The following is a 19,262-nucleotide window of genomic DNA, read 5'->3' on the forward strand; positions in this document are numbered from 1 at the left end:
CGCGCGCCCGGCCGGACGGGACGCCTGACCGGACGGTGGACGCGGAGAGCGACGGGGCGGGCCCTGCGGCGGGCGGGAACACGGTCTCGGACGGGGGGCCGGGTCGTCGGTCCATGGGCGATCCCTCTCTCGGGAGGCCGCCGTGCGGGGCGGGCACGCCGCGGCGGCGCACGTCGGCCACCATGCGCGTCCCGGGTGTCCCCGCCGTCGCCGCCGCGATTCGGCGACCGCTCAGCCGTGCATCGGTCGTGTATCGGCCTTCCGGCCAGGCCGGAACCACCGCCCGGACGGGCAGGCGACGGCCGTCGAGTCGGCCTGCCGGCCCCACCCCTCCCGTGCGGCGGCAACGGGCCGACGCACGGACGACGGCCGTCGGACGGTGGCCCCGTCCGGCCGCCGATCAGCGCCGCGGGGAATGTCCTGGGTCCGCGGGGTGTCGGAGTCAGAGTGAGCGCACCACGGCAAGCACCGTTCCTCGGAGAGACCACCTGGGCCCGGCGGTTCGAGACACCGCTGCGCGAGTTCCTGCGCACCGAGACCGGCAGCGCCGCGGTCCTGCTGGCCGCCACGCTGGCCGCGCTCGTCTGGGCCAACGTCGACCTGCCGTCCTACGAGGGGCTGTGGCGGACGTCGCTGTCGGTGCGCCTCGGAGACGCCGGGATCTCCCAGGACCTGCGCCACTGGGTCAACAACGGGCTGATGACGCTGTTCTTCCTGGTCGTCGGGCTGGAGGCCAGGCGCGAGTTCGACATGGGCGAGCTGCGCGACCGGCGGCGGCTGGTGCTGCCGGTGGCGGCCGGCGTGGGCGGCATGCTCGTACCCATCGCGATCTACCTGGCGCTGAACGCGGGCGAGCCCTCCGCGCACGGCTGGGGCGCCGCGATGTCGACCGACACGGCCTTCGCCATGGGAGTGCTCGCCCTGGTCGCCTCGCGCTTCCCCGCCCGGGCGCGGACCTACATCCTCACCGTCACCGTCGTCGACGACCTGGTCGCGCTCTGCGTCATCGCGATCTTCTACAGCGAGCGGGTCAGGGTCCCCGCGCTGCTGGCGGCGATCGCGATCTTCGCGGCGATGCTGCTGCTGAAGTACCGGGCCAGGGTGCGCAACGGCCTGATGGTCGCGGGCTTCGGGGTGGCGGCCTGGGCGGCGCTGCAGGCCTCGGGGGTCGAGCCGGTGGTCATCGGCCTGGCCATGGGCCTGCTGACCTACGCCTCGCCGGCGACGCGCGGCGACCTGGAGCGGGCCAGCGACCTGTTCCGGCTGTTCCGCGAGCAGCCGACCGCCGAGCTGGCCCGGTCGGCCAGCGCGGGAGTGGCCAAGGCCGTCTCGCCCAACCATCGGCTCCAGCAGCTCTACCACCCGTGGACCAGCTACGTCATCGTGCCGCTGTTCGCGCTGGCCAACGCCGGCATCGCGATCGACGGCGGCTTCGTGGCGCGGGCGCTGACCTCGCCGGTCACCCTGGGGATCATGGCGGCGTACATCGCCGGCAAGCCGGCCGGGATCGTCGGGGCCACCTGGCTGGTCACGCGGCTGAGCCGGGGGCGGGTGCGCCCGCCGGTCGGCTGGGCCGCGATCGCGGGTGGCGGGACGATCGCCGGCATCGGGTTCACCGTCTCCCTGCTGATCGCCACCCTGGCCTTCGACGGGGAGCGGCTGGAGGAGGCCAAGTTCGGCATCCTGGCCGCGGCGCTGTGCGCCTCGGTGATCACCTGGGTGATCTCGCGTGTGACGGCCGGGCTGCCGGCCGCGCTGCGGGCACGGGTGCTGTACGGCACCGCCGAGAGCATCGTCGACCTGGCCTTCCCCGTGGACCCGGACCGCGACCATCTGCGCGGCCCGCTGGAGGCGCCGGTGACGGTGGTGGAGTACGGCGATTTCGAGTGCCCATACTGCGGCCTGGCCGAGCCGGTCGTGCGCGAACTGCTGGCCGGGCACGGCGACGTGCGGTACGTCTGGCGCCACCTGCCCCTGCACGACGTCCACCCCTCGGCGCAGCTCGCCGCGGAGGCCAGCGAGGCGGCCGCCCTCCAGGGCGCGTTCTGGGAGATGCACGACGCGCTCCTGGAACACCAGGGCCGGCTGCTGCTGCCGCACCTGGTCGGCTACGCCGAGAGCATCGGGCTGGACCTGGACCGCTTCCGGCGGGACCTGAAGGAGCACAGCGGCGCCGCGCGCATCGCCGAGGACGTCGACTCGGCCGACCTCAGCGGCGTGTCCGGCACGCCGACGTTCTTCGTCAACGGGCGGCGGCACCACGGCGCCTACGACATCGCGACGCTGAGCGCCGCCGTCCGCGCCGCCCGCGCCCGCGCCGCCCTGGTCTCCTGAGCGCCGCCGTGGCCTCGTGAGCGCCTCCCCTGCCTCCTGACCTGCCGAGCACCCCCCGGTCTCCTGAGCGCCGCCGTGACCGCCTCCCCGGCCTCCTGGCCTGCTGAGCACCCCCCTGGTCTTCTGAGCGCCGCCGTGATCGCCCGGTCCCTGGCTCCGTGGACCGGGACCACCCCGCGGGCTCACGCGATCTCCTGGTTGGATGTCGCTTTGTGAGCGAACTGTCAGAGACCGAGCGCACCCGGCACCGGCGGCTGCGCGAGCAGGGCCGCCGCGAGCGGGAGGCGCTGTTCGAGGTGCTGCGCGCGGGGTTCGTCTGCCATCTCGGCGTCGTCGTGGACGGCGCCCCGATGGTGGTGCCCACGGTCTACGGCTTCGACCAGGACCACATGTACGTGCACGGGTCGGTCGCCAGCCGCAGCATGACCCAGGACTCGGTGGTGTGCGTGACCGTCACCCACATCGACGGCCTGGTGCTGGCCCGGTCGGTCTTCGAGCACGGCGTCAACTACCGCAGCGCGATGGTCTACGGCGTCCCGCGCCGGCTGGAAGGCGAGGAGAAGCTCGCCGCGCTGCGCTGCCTCACCGAGCACGTCACCCCCGGCCAGTGGGAGTACGCCCGGCGGCCGAACCGCAAGGAGCTGGCCGCGACGACCATCTTGGCGATCTCGCTGGAGGAGGCGTCGGTCAAGGTCCGCCAGGGCCCGCCCGGCGACGACGACGACCCGCACGACGTCTGGGCCGGTGTGCTGCCGCTGGCCCAGGTGTGGCGGGCGCCGGTCACCGCGCCCGCCGTCACCCACCCCGCCCCTGCCCACGTGCGCGAGCGCGCCGGCGAGTCGTCCTAGCGGCGGCGGGTTCGCGCGGAAGTGACAAGCGGGGGCCGCGGCACCTGGCGCCGGGTGCGCGGAAACGGGCGCGCGTCGCGGAAATGACCGGGATCCGTCCTTTCACCGCGTCCACGCCCTGCGGCGGGCGACCGGGTCCAGGCATGCCACTCTCGGCGCTGGGCACAAGATTGGTGTCCTCCACTTGAGCGAAGCGGGAACCTTATGACCCGAATTGCCGCTGTCCGCGGTGCCCTCCCTCCCAATCGCCATCCGCAAGCAGAGATCACGGACACCTTCGCCCGCGTGTGCCTGCCCCCGGGCGCGGACCGCCGGCTCCTCGACCGGTTGCACACCTCGGCCCGTGTCGGCCACCGCAACCTGGTCCTCCCGCTCGAGCAGTACGCCAAGCTGGACGGGTTCGGCATGGCGAACGAGATCTTCATCGAGGCCGCCGTCGACCTCGGCGCCGAGGCCGTGGGGGCGGCCCTGGACGCCGCCGGCCTGACGCCCGCGGACGTGGACATGATCATGTTCACGTCGGTGACCGGCATCGCCGCCCCCTCGGTGGACGCCCGGCTGGCCGGCCGGCTCGGCCTGCGCCCCGACGTCAAGCGGGTGCCGGTCTTCGGCCTCGGCTGCGTCGCCGGCGCCGCGGGCATCGCCCGGCTGCACGACTACCTGCGCGGGTGGCCCGGGCACGTGGCCGTGCTGCTGTCGGTCGAGCTGTGCTCGCTCACATTGCAGCCCGGCGACGCCTCGCCGGTCAACCTGGTCGCCAGCGGCCTGTTCGGCGACGGCGCCGCCGCCGTGGTCGCCTGCGGAGCCGACCGGGCCGCCGGAGGCGCACCGGGGCCCACCGTCGTCGCCACCCGCGGCCACCTGTACCCCGACTCCGAGGGCGTGATGGGCTGGGACGTCTCCGACACCGGGTTCCGCGTCGTCCTGGACACCAGCGTCCCGGAGGTCGTGCGCACCTACCTGGCCGACGACGTGAACGGCTTCCTCGCCGACCACAGCCTCACCACGCGGGACGTGACGGCGTGGGTCTGCCATCCGGGCGGCCCTAAGGTGCTGCAGGCCGTCGCCGAGACCCTCGACCTGCCCGACGGCGCGCTGGAGCTGACCTGGCGCTCACTGGAGGACGTCGGCAACCTGTCCTCGGCCTCGGTGCTGCACGTGCTGCGCGACACCCTGGCCCTGCGCCCGCCGCCGCCCGGCACGCCGGGGCTGCTGATCGCGATGGGCCCGGGCTTCTGCTCCGAACTCGTCCTGCTGCGCTGGTAGCGCTCCGGTGACGCCGATCACGCTCGCGCCGGCGGTCGTGGCCGTATCGTTTGCAGGCATGTCGTCCTGGTACCTGCTTCTGGTCCTGCTCGTCTGCGTGGAGCGCCTCGCCGAGCTGGTGGTCTCCCGGCGCAACGCCCGCTGGAGCCTGGCCCGGGGCGGCCGGGTCTTCGGACGCGGCCACTATCCCTGGATGGTCGCCCTGCACACCGGCCTGCTCGCCGGCTGCCTGCTGGAGACCATGCGGGCACATCCGCCGTTCGTGCCCGCCCTCGGCTGGCCGATGCTCGCCCTGGTCCTGGCCTCCCAGGGCCTGCGGTGGTGGTGCATCACCTCGCTCGGCCCGCGCTGGAACACCGAGGTCATCGTGGTCCCCGGCCTGCCGCTGGTCACCCGGGGGCCCTACCGTCTGCGGTGGCTGCGCCACCCGAACTACGTGGCGGTCGCCGTCGAGGGCGCGGCGCTGCCGCTGGTCCACAGCGCGTGGGTCACCGCCGCCGTCTTCACGGTGCTCAACGCCGCGCTGATGGTCGTGCGCATCCGCTGCGAGGAGTCCGCCCTCGCCTGGGCCGTCCAGCAGGAGGCGGCCGCGCAGGCCCCGGCGCGGGACGGGTCGGGGTGATCGACCTCCTGGTGGCCGGGGGCGGGCCCACCGGGTTGGCCGCCGCCATCAACGCGGCGCTGGCCGGGATGGAGGCCGTGGTCGTGGAGCCGCGCCCGGCCCCGGTGGACAAGGCGTGCGGCGAGGGCCTGATGCCCGCCGGGGTGGCCGCCCTGCGCGCCCTGGGCGTGGAGGTCACCGGCCGGCCTCTGCGCGGCATCCGTTACCTGGACGCGCGGCGGCAGGCGGACGCGCCGTTCCGGCACGGGCCCGGCCTGGGCGTGCGCCGCACCCGGCTGCACGCGGCCCTGGCCGAGCGCGCGGCCGAGGTGGGGGTCAAGGTCGTCCACGGGCGGGTGGAGGGCGTGCGCCAGCGGCCGGGCTTCGTCGAGGCGGCCGGGATGCGGGCCCGCTGGCTGGTCGCCGCCGACGGCCTGCACTCGCCGCTGCGCCGGGCGCTCGGCCTGGAGCTCCCCCCGGGACGCGCTCCCCGCCGGTACGGGCTGCGCCGGCACTTCCAGGTCGCCCCGTGGACGGACTTCGTCGAGGTGCACTGGGCCGCGCGCGGCGAGGCGTACGTGACGCCGGTGGCCGACGGCCTGGTCGGCGTGGCGGTGCTCAGCCGCGAGCGGCGCCCCTACGAGGAGCACCTGGCGCAGTTCCCCGCGCTGCTCTCCCGCCTGGCAGGCCCGGCCGCGACCTCGGTGCGCGGCGCGGGCCCTCTGCGGCAGCGCGCCCGCGCCCGCGTGGCCGGGCGGGTCCTGCTGGCCGGGGACGCCGCCGGCTACGTGGACGCCCTCACCGGCGAGGGCGTCTCGATCGGGCTGCTGTCGGCGCGCGCGCTGATCGGATGCCTGCGGGCCGGGCGGCCGGAGGCCTACGAGGGGGCGTGGCGGCGGCTGTCGCTGCGCCACCGCCTGCTGACCGGCGCGCTGCTCGCCGCCCGCCGCCACCCGCTGCCCGCCGGGCTGATCGTCCCCGCCGCCCGCCGCCTGCCCGTCGTGTTCACCGCCGCCGTCAACGCCCTGGCGTGAGGCCCCGCGCCGGGGTCAGCGGGACTCGAAGCGCTCCCGGCGGACGGTGACCTTCTTGCCCTTGATGGTGGTCTGGCGCAGCGAGGAGATCACGTCCTCCACCGACTGGTCGGGCACCTCGACCAGGGAGAAGCGGTCGGCGATCTCGATGGCGCCGATGTCGCGGCCGCTGAGGCGCGACTCGTTGGCGATGGCGCCCACCAGATCCTGCGGCCGGACGCCCGCCGACCGGCCGGCTCCGATGAAGACGCGGGTCATGCCGCTTCCGGGGCCCCGGCCGCGCCGCTCGTCGCGCCCGGGCTGCTCGCGCCGCCCGCGGCCCTCGCGCTCGGGCCGCAGCGGCACGTCGGGGATCTCCTCCTCGTCGGCCGCCGCGCCGCTGGACTCGTGGGCGAGCTTGACCGCGGCCATGGCGATTTCCACCAGGTCGAACTCGTCGGCGAGGGTCTCGACCACGACCCGGAACTGCTCCAGGTCGTCTTGGAGCATGCTCTCCTCCAGCGCCGAGCGGGTGAGCTCGAGCCGGCGGGCCCGCAGGTCGGCGACCGTCGGGACCTTCTCGACCGTGATGCGCGACTTGGTGACCCGCTCGATGGTCTTGAGCATGCGGTGCTCGCGCGGCTCGGCGAGCGTGATCGCCACGCCCTCGCGCCCGGCCCGGCCCACGCGGCCGATGCGGTGGACGTAGGACTCGGGGGCGGAGGGGACGTTGTAGTTCACCACGTGGGTGAGCTGCTCGATGTCCAGGCCGCGCGCGGCGACGTCGGTGGCGACCAGCAGGTCGGCGGTGCCGGCGCGCAGCCGCGCCATCACGCGGTCGCGCTGTTCCTGGCCCATGCCGCCGTGCAGCGCCTCGGCGCGGTAGCCGCGCCCGTTCATCGTCTCGGTGAGCTGGTCGACCTCCTCGCGGGTGCGGCAGAAGACGATCGCCGCCTCGGGGGCCTCGACGTCAAGGACGCGCCCGAGGGCGGTGGGCTTGTGCGCCCGCGGGACGACGTAGGCGCTCTGCCGCACGCGCGGGGCCTCGCCCGGCGCGGCGGTCTCGCGCTCGATCTGGATGCGCACCGGGTCGGTGAGGTGCTGGCGGGCGATGGAGTTGATGCGCGGCGGCATCGTCGCCGAGAACAGGACGGTCTGCCGCACTTCGGGGGTCTCCTGGAGGATCGCCTCGATGTCGTCGGCGAAGCCCATGTCGAGCATCTCGTCGGCCTCGTCCAGCACGACCATGGTGAGGGCGTCCAGGCGCAGCGTCCGGCGGCCGATGTGGTCCAGCGCGCGGCCGGGGGTGGCCACGACGACGTCCACGCCGCGCTGGAGCTCGCGGAGCTGGCGCCCGATGGGCTGGCCGCCGTAGATCGGCAGCACGCGCGTGCCGAGGTCGCGGCCGTAGCGGTGCACGGCCTCGGAGACCTGGACGGCCAGTTCGCGGGTGGGCACCAGGACCAGGGCCAGCGGGTCGCCATCGCCGCGTCCCGCGGGCATGCGCTGCAGGATCGGCAGCGCGAAGGCCGCGGTCTTGCCGGTGCCGGTGGCGGCCTGGCCAAGCAGGTCGCGCCCTTCCACCAATGGTCCGATCGCCTCGCGCTGGATCGGCGTGGGCTCCTCGTAGCCGAGGCCGGACAGCGCGCGCAGGAGTTCGGGGCGCAGTCCGAGGTCGGCGAAGCCTGGCGCTTCTTCGACGCTGGAGGTCATGATCGGGCTCCTCGTTCTGACGGGCGCGCATGGGACGCCGTCGACACCATGTTCCACTGCCGTGGCTCGTTTCCCGCAGGCCGGGGTCCCACACCGGCGCGTGCATCCACCCCTGCGTGCTACCCTGCGGCGCAGCGGCGGCCCGTCCGCTCGTCGGGACGGCCCTCGCGCGCTCACGAGAGAGGAAAGTTTACTTCAGCCACAGACCACCCGAGGTGCCGCGGCCTCGAGGACCGCGATCGGCGACGCCGGGCGAGGACGGTCCGCGGTCCGGTCTCACCCGTCGTGGACGGCGCCGTCCTTGCGGCGGGTGGAGGGCGAATGGGCGGTCTGGCAGGGGAATCGGGCTGCCTCGCCGAGCCGCACTGTTCGGCTGGTGTTCACCTCCGCTCACCGAACGGGCAGCGATCCACATTTAACCTGACATGGCCTCTTATCCCCCCAACCGAGGACAGTCATGGCCATTTCCCTCGTCAAGGCGAGCACCCCCCGAAAGCTCCTGTCCGCCGCCGCCGCGCTCGGCGCCGCCGCCACCCTCGCACTGTGGGGCGGAGCAGGGACCGGCGCCGCGGCGGCCGTGCCCACCCCGAGCCACGTGGTCGTCGTGGTGCTGGAGAACCACGCCTACTCCCAGGTCATCGGCAGCTCCAGCGCCCCCTACATCAACTCGCTGGCCACCGGCGGCGCGAACCTCACCCAGTTCTACGCCGAGACCCACCCGAGCCAGCCGAACTACTACGCCATGTTCTCCGGCGGCACCCAGGGCATCACCGGTGACGCCTGCGTCACGATCGGCTTCAGCTCCGCCGCCAACCTCGGCTCGGAACTGATCGCGGCCGGCAAGACCTGGGCCAGCTACAACGAGGGGCTGCCCTCCCAGGGCTCCACCGCCTGCACCAGCAGCGGCGGCAAGTACGCCCAGAAGCACAACCCGTGGTTCGGCTTCAAGAACGTGCCGACCTCCACGGCCCGCACGATGGCCCAGTTCCCCACCGACTTCACCACGCTCCCGAAGGTCTCCTTCGTGGTGCCGAACCTGTGCAACGACATGCACGACTGCTCGGTCTCGACCGGTGACGGCTGGCTGAAGAGCAAGCTCGGCGCCTACGCGACCTGGGCCAAGAGCAACAACAGCCTGCTCGTCGTGACCTTCGACGAGGACAACCGCCTGGCCGGCAACCGCGTCGCCACCGTCGTCTACGGCCAGCCGGTCATCCCCGGCAGCAAGCCCTCCACCACCTACAACCACTACAACCTGCTCAGGACCCTCGAGGACATGGCCGGGCTGACCACGCACGCGGGCAACGCGGCGTCGGCCTCCGCCATCACCGGAATCTGGAGCTGAGCTTGTACCTGGCCGAACGCGGCCCGGACCAGGCCGCCGAGTCCGGGGACCCCTCCCCGGGCTCGGCGGTCCGCCCGGGCCGGGCCGTCAGGGCCGTCCCCGCGACGGTCCTGGCGCTCGGGACCGTCAGCCTGATCACCGACGTCTCCTCCGAGATGGTCGCCGCCGTGCTGCCGCTGTACCTGGTGGCCGGGCTGGGCCTCAGCCCGCTCGGGTTCGGGCTGCTCGACGGCGTCTACAACGGGGTCAGCGGACTGGTGCGCCTGTTCGGCGGCCACCTGGCCGACCGGGGCGGGCGCCACAAGGCCGTCGCCCTGGCCGGGTACGGGCTGTCGGCGCTGTGCAAGCCGCTGCTGCTGCTCGCGCACACGCTCCCGGCGATCGGCGCGGTGCTGGCGCTGGACCGGGCCGGCAAGGGGCTGCGCACCGCTCCGCGGGACGCGCTGATCTCGCTGTCCACGCCGCCGGAGACCCGGGGCCGCGCCTTCGGGGTGCACCGCGCGATGGACACCGGCGGGGCGCTGCTCGGCCCTCTGGCCGCGTTCCTGGTGCTGGGCGCGGCCGCCGAGGGGTACGACGCGGTCTTCACCGTCAGCTTCTGCGCCGCCGCACTGGGCGTGCTGGTGCTCGTCCTGTTCGTCCCGTCCCGCCCCACGGGCCCGGACACCCGGCCGGCCGCCGCGCGGGACGGAGCGGCGGACGGGGCGCCGCCGGTCACGCTGCGGTCGGCGGTGGCTCTGCTGGGCCGTCCGGAGGTCAGGCGGCTGGCCGTCTGCGCGGCGCTGCTCGGTCTCACCACCGTCAGCGATGCCTTCGTGTACCTGATGCTGCGCCACCGGCTCGGGATCGCCGAGCAGTGGTTCCCGCTGCTGCCGCTCGGCACGGCCGTGGTCTTCCTGCTGCTGGCGCTGCCGCTCGGCGTGCTGGCCGACCGCGTGGGCCGCCGCAGGGTGTTCCTCGCCGGCCACCTGGCCCTGCTGGCCGCCTACGGGCTGCTGCTCGCGGCTCCGGCCGGCCCCGTCGTGCCGTTCGCCGTGCTGGCCCTGCACGGCGCGTTCTACGCGGCGACCGACGGCGTGCTCGCCGCCGCCGCGGCCGGCGCCGTACCGGCCGAGCTGCGGGCGAGCGGGCTCGCGCTGATCGGCACCGGGCAGGCGCTGGCCCGCTTCTGCTGCTCGATCGCCGTCGGCGCGGCCTGGACCGCGCTCGGCGACCGGGCCGTGCTGCGGGCCGCGATGGCGGGGCTGGCGCTGTGCGCGGCCTGGGCGGCCTACGCCCTGCGCGGCCGGGAGGCCCGGTGAGCCGCCGGGCCCGCGTGGTGGCGCTGCTGGCCGGGGTCGTCCTGCTCGGCTCGGTCGCCTTCGCCTCGGTGCTGCACGCCGCGGGCCGCGCGGGCGAACGGGACCGGCCGCGGCCCGGCGGCCCGTCCGTCGCCGCGGGCGCCGTTCGTCTCGACGCGCGCGGGGCGATGGTCTTCCGCAACATGGAATGGGGGCCGCACCGCGACGAACTGGTCTCGGTGCCGGCCGCCGACCCCGGCGCGGCGCGGACGGCCGCGCCGGTGCGCTGCCTGCGCTTCCACGCCGCGGCCGGGGTCGGCGTGTGCCTGCGCAAGGTGGACGGCGCGCTCGGCGAGAGCTACTTCGCCTCGATCGTCGACTCCGGCCTGCGGACGCTGCGCGACTACCCGCTCGCGGGCGTCCCGTCGCGGACGCGGGTCTCGCCGTCCGGGCACCTGGCCGCCTGGACGGTGTTCGCCGGCGGCGACTCCTACGCGGGCGGGGACTTCTCCACCCGCACCTCGATTGTCGATGTCAGGACCGGGGCGCTGACCGCGAGCCTGGAGAGCTACGCGATCGTCAAGGACGGCCGCCCCTACCACGCCGCCGACGTGAACCTCTGGGGCGTCACCTTCGCCGACGACGCCCGTTTCTACGCGACCTTGGCGACCAAGGGCCGCACCTACCTGGTGCGCGGGGACCTCGCCACGCGCACGGTGACCACCGTGCGCGCCAACGTCGAGTGCCCCTCGCTGTCGCCCGACGGCACCCGTCTGGTGTTCAAGAAGCGGGTGGCCGGCCTGAGCCCGGACGAACCGTGGCGGCTGTACGCGCTGGACCTGGCGAGCATGCGCGAGACGCCGCTGGCCGAGGGGCGCAGCGTGGACGACCAGGTCGTCTGGGCGGACGCGCGCACGGTGGTGTACGGCCTGGCCGGCGACTTCGGCGCCGACCTGTGGTCGGTCCCCGCGGACGGCTCCGGCGCGCCCAGGCGAGTGGCGGGCGCCGCCCTCAACCCCGCCTACGTCGGCTGAGCCCGACGCGGGCCGCTCCCCGCGAGCGGCCTCCCGCGAGCGGCTCCCCTGGGCGGCTTCCCTGGGCGGCTTCCCTGGGCGGCTTCCCTCGGGCCGCTCCCTTCGGGCGGCACCCCTCGGGCGGCTTCCCGGGAACCGGAGCGCGGCCCGCGTCCTGGCCGTGTAGGGCGCCGCCCGGCGGGCACAGGGGTCGCATGAAGCGGACTCTCGTGAAGACCTCGCTGGCGGTCGCGGCGGCCGCCGTGGCCGGAAGCGTGGGGACCGACCCCGACTCCCTCTGGTACCGGCGGCTGCGCAAGCCCGCCTGGCAGCCGCCTCCGCCCGCCTACGCCGCCGTGTGGACCCCGCTGTACGCGCTGATCGCCTACGCCTCGGCACGGGCGCTGGCCCGCGCCGGCGAGGCGGACCGGCGGGCGCTCGGCCGCGCCCTGGGCGTCAACCTGGCGCTGAACGCGGCCTGGACGCCGATCTTCTTCCGCATGCGCTCCCCCAGGGCGGCGCTGGCGGAGCTGGTGGCCCTGAACCTCTCCAACGCCGTCCTCGCCCGCCGCGTCCTGCGGGCCGACCGGCCGGCGGGGCTGCTGCTGCTCCCCTACGCCGGCTGGACGCTCTTCGCCACGGCGCTCAACGCGGCGATCGTGCGCCGCAACCCGGGGTCACGCGCCGAGAACGCGGCATGACCGAGATGAGACCTGGTCTGACGCCTGACCTGGAGCAGGCGCGGGAGCGCACGATCGACGACGTGGTGGGGCCTGGGACGGTCGTGCTGTTCTGCGGCATCAATCCCGGCCTGTACTCCGCGGCCACCGGGCACCACTTCGCCCGTCCCGGCAACCGGTTCTGGCCCGCGCTCCACCTGTCGGGGTTCACCCCCCGACTCCTGCGCCCGAGCGAGCAACACCTGCTGCCCTCCTACGGGCTGGGCATCACCAACCTGGCGCCGCGCGCGACGGCCAAGGCGGCGGAGCTGTCCCAGAAGGAGCTGCGTGAGGCCCCGGACCGGCTCGCCCGCCTGGCGCGCGAGACGGCCGTCGAGGTCGTCGCCGTCGTCGGCGTCTCGGCCTACCGCGTCGCCTTCGACCGGCCGAAGGCGGCCGTCGGCCCCTGCGATGACGGCGACGACATGGTCGGCCCCGCGCGCCTGTGGATCCTGCCCAACCCCAGCGGCCTCAACGCGCACTACACCCTGCCCGCCCTCGCCGCCGAGTTCCGCCGCCTCCGCCAGACCGTCACCCTGCCACGCGGATCGTGATCGCGTGACGGGGTTGTGATCGCGCGGCGCCCGGCCTACGTTGCGGATATCAACCGCATACCGTGATCACCGGCCACGCGAATTCCCATCCGGCCGGCACGGGCTCGCAGGGCCGCACCGGCCCGAGGGGGAGGCTCGATGACCGACCAGGCCGCGATCCCGCTGTACATGGCCCGCGAGGGGCTGGCGCCGTCCGCCGAGGCGTCCGCCCTGCGCGACAGCGGGCGGCTGCTGAAGGTCCCGGTGACCCTGGGCAGCGGCGAGGCGTGGCTGGTCACCCGGTACGCCGACGTCCGCGAGGTGTTGTCCGACCCCACCCGGTTCAGCAACGCGCTCAGCGCCGCCGCCGCCGCGCCGCTGTCCATCGGCCTGAGCGACGAGGAGCGCGCGCGCAGGCGCAAGGGGCAGTTACTGGCGTTCGACCCGCCGGAGCACACCCGCCTGCGGCGCATTCTGGCCCCCGAGTTCACCATGCGGCGCATGCGCGTCCTGGAGCCGCGCATCGCCGAGATCGTCGACGCTCAGCTCGACGAGCTGGAGCGGCTGGGCCCGGGCGCCGACTTCATGGCCGCCTTCGCGCTGCCCGTCCCCTCGCTGGTGATCTGCGAGCTGCTGGGTGTCCCAGCTGGCGACCGCTCCGAGTTCCAGGAGCGCACCTCCCGCCTCCTCGACATGTCCCGGCCCCGCGAGGAGCGCGCCCAGGTCGGCCGCGAGAGCGACACCTACATGCGGGGGCTGGTCGCCCGTGCGCTGGCCGACCCGGGCGAGGACATCCTGGGCATGCTGATCCGCGAGCACAGGGACGAGCTGGACGCCGACGCGCTGACCAACATCGCCGGCATGCTGCTGACCGCCGGGCACGAGACCACGGCGAACATGCTGGCCCTGGGGACGCTCGCGCTGCTGACCAGCCCCGGCGAGCTGGCCGCGCTGCGCGCGGGCCTGGACGACGCCGAGCAGGTGGAGGCGGCGGTGGAGGAGCTGCTGCGCTTCCTCAGCGTCGCCCACTCCGGCATCCCGCGCGCGGCGGTGCGCGACGTCGAGATCGCCGGGCAGCTCATCTCCGCCGGCGACCAGGTGCTGTTCGCCCTCGCCCCCGCCAACCGCGACCCCGACTTCGTCGAGGACGGCGACCGGCTCGACGTGTCGCGCAAGCCGACGCCGCACGTCGCCTTCGGCCACGGGCCGCACCACTGCCTGGGCGCGCCGCTGGCCCGCGCCGAGATGGCCCTGGCCTTTCCCGCGCTGCTGCGCAGGTTCCCCGACCTGGCGCTCGCCGTGCCGCCGGAGGAGATCCGGTTCCGCCCGTTCCACGTCGTCTACGGCGTGGAGACTCTGCCGCTCACCTGGACGCGGACCACAGGGGCGGGGACCGACCCTCAGCCCCGATAGCCGGATATGTCATGACACACACGCCCCTCGCCGGGGATCGCCCGCGCGAGGGGCCCCTCCCCGCCCACGGAAAGACCCGAAGCCGGTCAGAGGCCGGCTCAGCCCTCACCGGGAGATGCTCACCCGCGTCATCTCGGTCAACGGTGCACGGCGCGCATGCTGTCGGCCGGGTAACGCTCGCCGGAGGCCACGCCGGGCGGGGCGACGGCGTCGACGGCGGCCAGGTCGTCGGGGGTGAGGGTGATCTCGACGGCCGCCGCGTTGGCCTCCAGGTACGCCCGGCGCTTGGTCCCGGGGATCGCCACGATGTCCGGCCCCTGGGCGAGCACCCAGGCCAGCGCGAGCTGGGAGGAGGTGACGCCCTTGGCGTCGGCCAGCACCCGGATGCGGTCGACCACCGCGAGGTTCCTGGCGAAGTTCTCCCGCTGGAAACGTGGATGGGCGCTCCTGCGGTCGCCCTCGGCCAGGTCGTCCGCGCTGCGGATCGTGCCGGTGAGGAACCCGCGGCCGAGCGGGCTGTAGGCGACGAAGCCGATGCCGAGCTCGCGGACCGCGGACAGCACGCCGTTGTGCTCGACGTCCCGGGTGAACAGGGAATACTCGGTCTGCAGCGCGGTCAGCGGGTGGACGGCGTGCGCGCGGCGGATCGTCGCCGGAGCCGCCTCGGAGATGCCGAGATGGCCGACCTTGCCTTCGGCGACCAGCTCCGACAGCGCGCCGAAGGTCTCCTCCACGGGGACCTGCGGGTCGACGCGGTGCTGGTAGTACAGGTCGACGTGGTCGACGCCGAGGCGTTTGAGTGAGCCGTCCAGCGCCTGGCGCAGGTAGTCGGGGCGCCCGTTGACCCGGCCGGTCTGCCTGCCGTCCACGACCTCGTTGCCGAACTTGGTGGCCAGCACGACCTCCTCGCGGCGCCCGGCGATCGCGCGGCCGACGAGGCTCTCGTTTCGCCACGCGCCGTACATGTCGGCGGTGTCGAGGAAGGTGATGCCGAGGTCGAGCGCGCGGTGGATGGTGGCGATCGCCTCCTTCTCGTCCGCGGGACCGTAGATGGTGCTCATCCCCATGCAGCCGAGCCCCTCGGCGGAGACGCTGAGCCCTTGGCTGCCCAGCCGGCGCTGTCGCATTGCTGAACTCCCTATTTCGCTATATCCACGGTCCGTCCCTGTGCGGAGGGTGACGGCCGCTTGATCCCTCTCTGTAGGATCTTCGCGCCTCACCGCCCTCCACGCCATCACCCCTGCACCGGCCCACTCAAAGCCCCCTCAAAGCGCCATCAAAGCCTGGCTTGCCCGCGCCCGCGGCCGCCGCCGGTGGGGCGGCCGCGGGGCGGGCGGTCACGGCCGCCGGACGGGTCCGGGCCTCAGCAGTACTGCGACTGCTTGCCGATGATGCGGTAGACGCAGTCGGAGTACTCCAGCAGGCGCAGGACGGCCTCCTTGTTGCGGGTGGTCTGGGTCACGATCTGCTCGTCGGGCGGGTAGAAACCGGGCGAACTGCCCTTGGGGTACATCTCGAAGGTGTAGCTGAAGATCTTGTAGTTGCCCCACAGCCAGTCGTTGATGGTGCCGTCGGTGATGTAGAGGTCGCTGGACTGCTCGGCGGTGTAGCCGTTGGTCGAGGCCATGTTGCGGCCGAGCGTCGCCAGGGCGTTCTGGTCGTCCACGGTCAGGCCGGCCGCGGTGTCGTTGTAGGTGTAGCCGTAGGGCCACAGGACGAGCTCGCTGTAGGTGTGGAAGTCGATGTTGCTCTTGATCTGCTGGGTGCCGCCGACGACCCGGGTGCGCACCCAGTTGGCCAGCGTGCGCACCTCGGGGGCCGACTCGGCCGAGGCGCCCCGGTAGGTCTCGCTGGAGGCGGAGCCGGAGGAGCCGCCGCAGCATCCCCACAGGTAGGCCCAGTTGCGGTTGAGGTCGGTGCCCACCGACGAGGACCCGGAGTTGGGCTGCCGGTTCTTGCGCCACGAGCGGTAGGACCCGGTGGAGATGTCGTACTCGCCGCCGTCGGGGTTGAGGTCGGGCATGATCCAGATCTCGCGGGAGTTCACCAGGCCGGTGATCCGGCTGTCGGAGCCGTAGCCGGAGGTGAGCAGGTTGAGCAGGTAGAGGGCCATCTCGACGGTCAGGTGCTCGCGGGCGTGCTGGTGGGCGGTGAACAGCACCTCCGGCTCGCTCTCGTCGGTCGCAACGTTGTCGCTGATCTTGATGCCGACCAGGTCGCGGCCCCCGTAGGAGGTCCCGTAGCTGAACTTTCTGGCGATGGACGGGTAGCTCGCGACCACCTGGTTCACGGTGGCGGTCATCTCGGCGTAGTTGTGGTATCCCGAGTCGGCCGACGGGAAGTCCTGGGGCTTGGGCAGCACGGGCGACAGCGGGCGCGGGAGCCGGGTGACCGTGTAGCCGAGGCCCTTGATCTGGCCGACCTCGGCGTCGGAGGCCGTGACCACGACCGATGTGGCCGCCACCTCGTCGATCGCCGCGCCGGTGGCCGCGATCGCGGTCCGCTGCACGGCCGTGCTCGGCCCGTCGATCCGGTACTGGTAGTTGGGGGGTGGCTCCGCCGAGGCACCCGCCCCGGTGATCCCGCTGGTGCACAGCAGGGCCAGGATCGCCAACCCCGCGAGCAGACGACGTCTCACCTGAATCCTCCTCGAGGCGCGCGCTCTGGGGTTGTCACGCGCCTGCACCGAGAGTCAGGTCAACCGTCGAAAGTTTGAAGGCCCAATTTTTCGTGACTTGCTAGGACCCAGGGCATTGATCCGATCAGTCGGAAAGGGCAGTGGAAGTGCGGAAGCGATGATTAGAGCGCGCCAGGGGGGTAGCACCCATGCCGACCGACACATCAGCGGCCGGACGGGCCGCCTAAAGCTATCCCCCAAGGAGAAAGAATCCTCATGGCCCTTCCCGTTCTCACCCCCGAGCAGCGCCAGGCCGCTCTTGTCAAGGCGACCGAGGCCCGGCAGGCGCGGGCCGCCCTGCTCGCGCAGCTCAAGAGCGGCGATCTGACCCTGGCCGAGTTGTTCAAGCGCGACGACGACACCGCGAAAAAGATCAAGGTGTCGCAGGCGCTGCGCGCTCTGTCCGGTATCGGCCCGACCAAGGCGGCCGCTCTCATGGAGCGGGCCGGCGTCGACGACAAGCGCCGCATCGGCGGCCTGGGCGTCCAGCAGCGCCGCAAGCTGGTGGAGGCGGTGTCCTCCTGATCATCGCGCCGGCGGTGGGGGCGTCGGCACGCGCTCCCCTCGCCGGCCGATCTTTGGCCAACCCTGCCATTCTCCGCGAAGTCCTCAGCGCATAGTCTCCCAATGACGACATGGCTGCGGGGAGGCGACCCTTTGAGCAAGCTCACGGAAGACGAGCGCAGGGATCTGCGGGACATCCTGTCGAGCCCGGAGCTCAACGACCCACGGGTGCACGCCGACCGGGAGGTCGGCCAGCAGCTCGCGGACTTCTTCCGCAAGGACATGCCGGACGTGGACGAGGTGGTCATCGGCCGCATCTTCCTGCGGACCGCCGTGACGATCACCCAGCTCGGCGACGCCGGGATGCCGCTGGAGCAGATCGCCAACATCCTCACGCTGAGCGCCCTGGACCTCACCGCCCTGGAGCTCGCGCGCGACCCCGGCCCCTGACCGGCGGGCGCGCGGCCGTCGCGGCCCGCCCGCATCCTCCGGAAACGGCGGCCCGCCCGCATCCTCCGAAAAACGGCGGCCCGGTCCCCGCGAACGGCGCGAGCGCCCGGCTCCCGGGGACTCCGGGGGACGGGCGCTCGGTTGTCGGCCGGGGCCGAGGGTCAGCGGACGACCTTCACATAGTCGGTCGCCGACGAGCCGTACAGCCCGCGGGAGCCCTCGAACACGACCTTCCACGTGCCGGACCAGTAGGCCGGGATCTTCGTGTAGAAGGACCCGTCCGGGTTTGTCTCGATCGTGTCGACGTACTCCCACTTGCCGCCGTGGGCGCGGTGGAAGTACACCCCGATCTTCTTCCAGCCGAGCTGACGCCAGTTGTGCCAGCGGTTGTCGGCGTCGCAACGGTTGTCGCCCACGACGTAGGCGTCACCGTTCCACCACCAGTCGCCGTAGCACCGGGCGGTCTGCAGCTTGCCCGACAGGGAGAGCTTGCGGCCCTTCTTGACGGGCTCGGGGCTCGCATCGAACCCGGCGATGCGCGTCGCGCGCGGCCCCTGGTGCGGGTGGGCCTGCACGACCTTGACGAAGAAGGAGTCGTGCGCCTCGGCGACCTTGCCGTTGTCGCCGGTCGCCGTGACGTGAACAAGCCACTTCCCGGCCGGATCGTGCCGGTCGAGGACGATGGTCTTGTCCCACCTCTTCCAGTCCGAGCCGCTCTTGGACGCCTTCGCGGCCCCGGGGCAGGGGTTGCAGTCAGGCTGCGCGCCCTCTCCCGTGGGATCGAAGTCGATCTTCACGTCCTCGGCGCCCACGGTCGTGACCGTGACGGTGACCGCGACGTGATCGCCTCCGCGAATGACCACCGGATCGGGGGTCACTCGGACGGATTCGATGCTGACCGTGGTGTCCGGCGTCTCGTCCGCCATCGCCGGCGCGGCAACCGAGAGCGCCGAGGCGCCCATGGCGGCCGCTACCAGAGCGGTAGCGATGCGTTTCATCATGCGGAACTTCCTCTCCCCGTAGAGAAAGGCATCCCAGGGGGGGTGTGCCTACGTCATAGACGCCGAAAGAGGGAGAAAAGTTGCGCCGCCCTCACGAGAAGATCTACACATATCGGACACGCAATGAGATTGTTATACGGGGAACGGCGGCATATGTCCTATTTACGTCACGTGTGTCGGATAACCCGGACGACACCGGCGTACCTCCGCGTCCCCGGATACACGACGCGCCACACCCCGTGCCTGCGTGGCACCCTCCGGTGGAACACTCCTTCGCGGTCGGTCCGCGCCCGCGCCTGGATCTTCCAGCGACGCCCGCCGTGCTTCCTGAACTGGATGCTCACCCGCTGCCGGGGGAAGGACCAGTAGTCGAACCTGCCGGTCGGGTCCACGCGCATCAGCGTCCCGCTCACCCGCAGCGCCCTTGCCCGCCTGCGCGCCCGCACGGCCTGGACGCCGGTGCTGGAGGTCGGCGGACCTGGAGCGCCCGGAGCCGGGTCATGAGGCGGCGCTCGTAAGGGTGGGGCTCAGCCGGTGAGGCGGGAGAAGAAC

Annotated in this window: 17 protein-coding genes; 13 read left to right on the forward strand and 4 right to left on the reverse strand. The window is 73.2% G+C overall.

Going from position 1 to position 19,262, the window contains the following annotated elements:
* The first annotated feature begins 447 nt into the window (after positions 1 to 447).
* The 5 genes from nhaA to ABZU32_RS39555 all read left to right on the forward strand — a co-directional run bounded on the left by nhaA (position 448) and on the right by ABZU32_RS39555 (position 6,083).
* Positions 448 to 2,334: a Na+/H+ antiporter NhaA gene (nhaA, locus tag ABZU32_RS39535; RefSeq protein WP_354931593.1), complete on the forward strand. Its 1,887-nt coding sequence runs from the start codon at positions 448 to 450 to the stop codon at positions 2,332 to 2,334.
* Between the two features lie 212 nt (positions 2,335 to 2,546).
* The gene (locus tag ABZU32_RS39540) at positions 2,547 to 3,182 is read left to right on the forward strand and encodes a pyridoxamine 5'-phosphate oxidase family protein (protein WP_354931596.1); all 636 of its coding nucleotides are present in this window, start codon (positions 2,547 to 2,549) and stop codon (positions 3,180 to 3,182) included.
* Between the two features lie 204 nt (positions 3,183 to 3,386).
* On the forward strand, positions 3,387 to 4,448 hold the full coding sequence (locus ABZU32_RS39545) for a 3-oxoacyl-[acyl-carrier-protein] synthase III C-terminal domain-containing protein (RefSeq protein ID WP_354931599.1): 1,062 nt from the start codon (positions 3,387 to 3,389) through the stop codon (positions 4,446 to 4,448).
* A 58-nt stretch (positions 4,449 to 4,506) separates the two neighbouring features.
* A complete protein-coding gene (locus ABZU32_RS39550; protein ID WP_354845101.1) occupies positions 4,507 to 5,070 on the forward strand; it encodes an isoprenylcysteine carboxyl methyltransferase family protein in 564 nt (187 codons plus the stop codon).
* Positions 5,067 to 6,083: an NAD(P)/FAD-dependent oxidoreductase gene (locus ABZU32_RS39555; protein WP_354931602.1), complete on the forward strand. Its 1,017-nt coding sequence runs from the start codon at positions 5,067 to 5,069 to the stop codon at positions 6,081 to 6,083. Before ABZU32_RS39550 ends, ABZU32_RS39555 begins: the two co-directional genes overlap by 4 nt.
* Positions 6,084 to 6,098: 15 nt before the next feature.
* On the opposite strand, the gene ABZU32_RS39560 is transcribed toward ABZU32_RS39555, so the two are convergent.
* Positions 6,099 to 7,775, reverse strand: a complete 1,677-nt coding sequence (locus tag ABZU32_RS39560) for a DEAD/DEAH box helicase (protein ID WP_354931605.1) — start codon at positions 7,773 to 7,775, stop codon at positions 6,099 to 6,101.
* A gap of 457 nt (positions 7,776 to 8,232) precedes the next feature.
* On the opposite strand from ABZU32_RS39560, the gene ABZU32_RS39565 reads away from it, so the two are divergent.
* The 6 genes from ABZU32_RS39565 to ABZU32_RS39590 all read left to right on the forward strand — a co-directional run bounded on the left by ABZU32_RS39565 (position 8,233) and on the right by ABZU32_RS39590 (position 14,078).
* Positions 8,233 to 9,120, forward strand: a complete 888-nt coding sequence (locus ABZU32_RS39565) for an alkaline phosphatase family protein (RefSeq protein ID WP_354845092.1) — start codon at positions 8,233 to 8,235, stop codon at positions 9,118 to 9,120.
* A gap of 2 nt (positions 9,121 to 9,122) precedes the next feature.
* Positions 9,123 to 10,421 (forward strand): MFS transporter, encoded by a 1,299-nt coding sequence (locus tag ABZU32_RS39570; protein WP_354931608.1) that lies wholly within the window; start codon positions 9,123 to 9,125, stop codon positions 10,419 to 10,421.
* Complete coding sequence (locus tag ABZU32_RS39575; protein WP_354931611.1) at positions 10,418 to 11,434, forward strand: hypothetical protein; 1,017 nt, start codon at positions 10,418 to 10,420, stop codon at positions 11,432 to 11,434. Before ABZU32_RS39570 ends, ABZU32_RS39575 begins: the two co-directional genes overlap by 4 nt.
* Positions 11,435 to 11,628: 194 nt before the next feature.
* Positions 11,629 to 12,114 carry a TspO/MBR family protein gene (locus ABZU32_RS39580; RefSeq protein ID WP_354931614.1) on the forward strand — a complete coding sequence of 162 codons (486 nt, stop codon included), beginning with the start codon at positions 11,629 to 11,631 and terminating at the stop codon, positions 12,112 to 12,114.
* A 5-nt stretch (positions 12,115 to 12,119) separates the two neighbouring features.
* Positions 12,120 to 12,686 (forward strand): mismatch-specific DNA-glycosylase, encoded by a 567-nt coding sequence (locus ABZU32_RS39585; protein ID WP_354931627.1) that lies wholly within the window; start codon positions 12,120 to 12,122, stop codon positions 12,684 to 12,686.
* 138 nt (positions 12,687 to 12,824) lie between these two features.
* A complete protein-coding gene (locus ABZU32_RS39590; RefSeq protein ID WP_354931617.1) occupies positions 12,825 to 14,078 on the forward strand; it encodes a cytochrome P450 in 1,254 nt (417 codons plus the stop codon).
* 137 nt (positions 14,079 to 14,215) lie between these two features.
* On the opposite strand, the gene ABZU32_RS39595 is transcribed toward ABZU32_RS39590, so the two are convergent.
* Together ABZU32_RS39595 and ABZU32_RS39600 are read right to left on the reverse strand one after the other, a co-directional pair.
* The gene (locus ABZU32_RS39595; protein ID WP_354931620.1) at positions 14,216 to 15,205 is read right to left on the reverse strand and encodes an aldo/keto reductase; all 990 of its coding nucleotides are present in this window, start codon (positions 15,203 to 15,205) and stop codon (positions 14,216 to 14,218) included.
* Between the two features lie 236 nt (positions 15,206 to 15,441).
* On the reverse strand, positions 15,442 to 16,716 hold the full coding sequence (locus tag ABZU32_RS39600) for a M14 family metallopeptidase (RefSeq protein WP_354931623.1): 1,275 nt from the start codon (positions 16,714 to 16,716) through the stop codon (positions 15,442 to 15,444).
* Between the two features lie 255 nt (positions 16,717 to 16,971).
* On the opposite strand from ABZU32_RS39600, the gene mihF reads away from it, so the two are divergent.
* Complete coding sequence (gene mihF / locus ABZU32_RS39605) at positions 16,972 to 17,280, forward strand: integration host factor, actinobacterial type (RefSeq protein WP_354845071.1); 309 nt, start codon at positions 16,972 to 16,974, stop codon at positions 17,278 to 17,280.
* A gap of 102 nt (positions 17,281 to 17,382) precedes the next feature.
* On the forward strand, positions 17,383 to 17,709 hold the full coding sequence (locus ABZU32_RS39610; RefSeq protein WP_354845068.1) for a hypothetical protein: 327 nt from the start codon (positions 17,383 to 17,385) through the stop codon (positions 17,707 to 17,709).
* A gap of 161 nt (positions 17,710 to 17,870) precedes the next feature.
* Here ABZU32_RS39610 and ABZU32_RS39615 read toward each other — a convergent pair whose 3' ends face one another.
* The gene (locus ABZU32_RS39615) at positions 17,871 to 18,710 is read right to left on the reverse strand and encodes a hypothetical protein (RefSeq protein ID WP_354931625.1); all 840 of its coding nucleotides are present in this window, start codon (positions 18,708 to 18,710) and stop codon (positions 17,871 to 17,873) included.
* Positions 18,711 to 19,262: the final 552 nt, after the last annotated feature.

The organism is Sphaerisporangium sp. NPDC005288, from assembly GCF_040607475.1.
GTDB lineage: Bacteria > Actinomycetota > Actinomycetes > Streptosporangiales > Streptosporangiaceae > Sphaerisporangium > Sphaerisporangium rhizosphaerae.

Bases quoted from the DNA above. Each gene is read 5' to 3' on its own strand.
- ABZU32_RS39615 (WP_354931625.1), bottom strand. From the start codon at position 18,710: ATGATGAAACGCATCGCTACCGCTCTGGTAGCGGCCGCCATGGGCGCC.
- ABZU32_RS39580 (WP_354931614.1), top strand. From the start codon at position 11,629: ATGAAGCGGACTCTCGTGAAGACCTCGCTGGCGGTCGCGGCGGCCGCC.
- ABZU32_RS39590 (WP_354931617.1), top strand. From the start codon at position 12,825: ATGACCGACCAGGCCGCGATCCCGCTGTACATGGCCCGCGAGGGGCTG.
- ABZU32_RS39565 (WP_354845092.1), top strand. From the start codon at position 8,233: ATGGCCATTTCCCTCGTCAAGGCGAGCACCCCCCGAAAGCTCCTGTCC.
- ABZU32_RS39595 (WP_354931620.1), bottom strand. From the start codon at position 15,205: ATGCGACAGCGCCGGCTGGGCAGCCAAGGGCTCAGCGTCTCCGCCGAG.
- ABZU32_RS39550 (WP_354845101.1), top strand. From the start codon at position 4,507: ATGTCGTCCTGGTACCTGCTTCTGGTCCTGCTCGTCTGCGTGGAGCGC.
- ABZU32_RS39585 (WP_354931627.1), top strand. From the start codon at position 12,120: ATGAGACCTGGTCTGACGCCTGACCTGGAGCAGGCGCGGGAGCGCACG.
- ABZU32_RS39610 (WP_354845068.1), top strand. From the start codon at position 17,383: ATGACGACATGGCTGCGGGGAGGCGACCCTTTGAGCAAGCTCACGGAA.
- ABZU32_RS39560 (WP_354931605.1), bottom strand. From the start codon at position 7,775: ATGACCTCCAGCGTCGAAGAAGCGCCAGGCTTCGCCGACCTCGGACTG.
- ABZU32_RS39545 (WP_354931599.1), top strand. From the start codon at position 3,387: ATGACCCGAATTGCCGCTGTCCGCGGTGCCCTCCCTCCCAATCGCCAT.
- mihF (WP_354845071.1), top strand. From the start codon at position 16,972: ATGGCCCTTCCCGTTCTCACCCCCGAGCAGCGCCAGGCCGCTCTTGTC.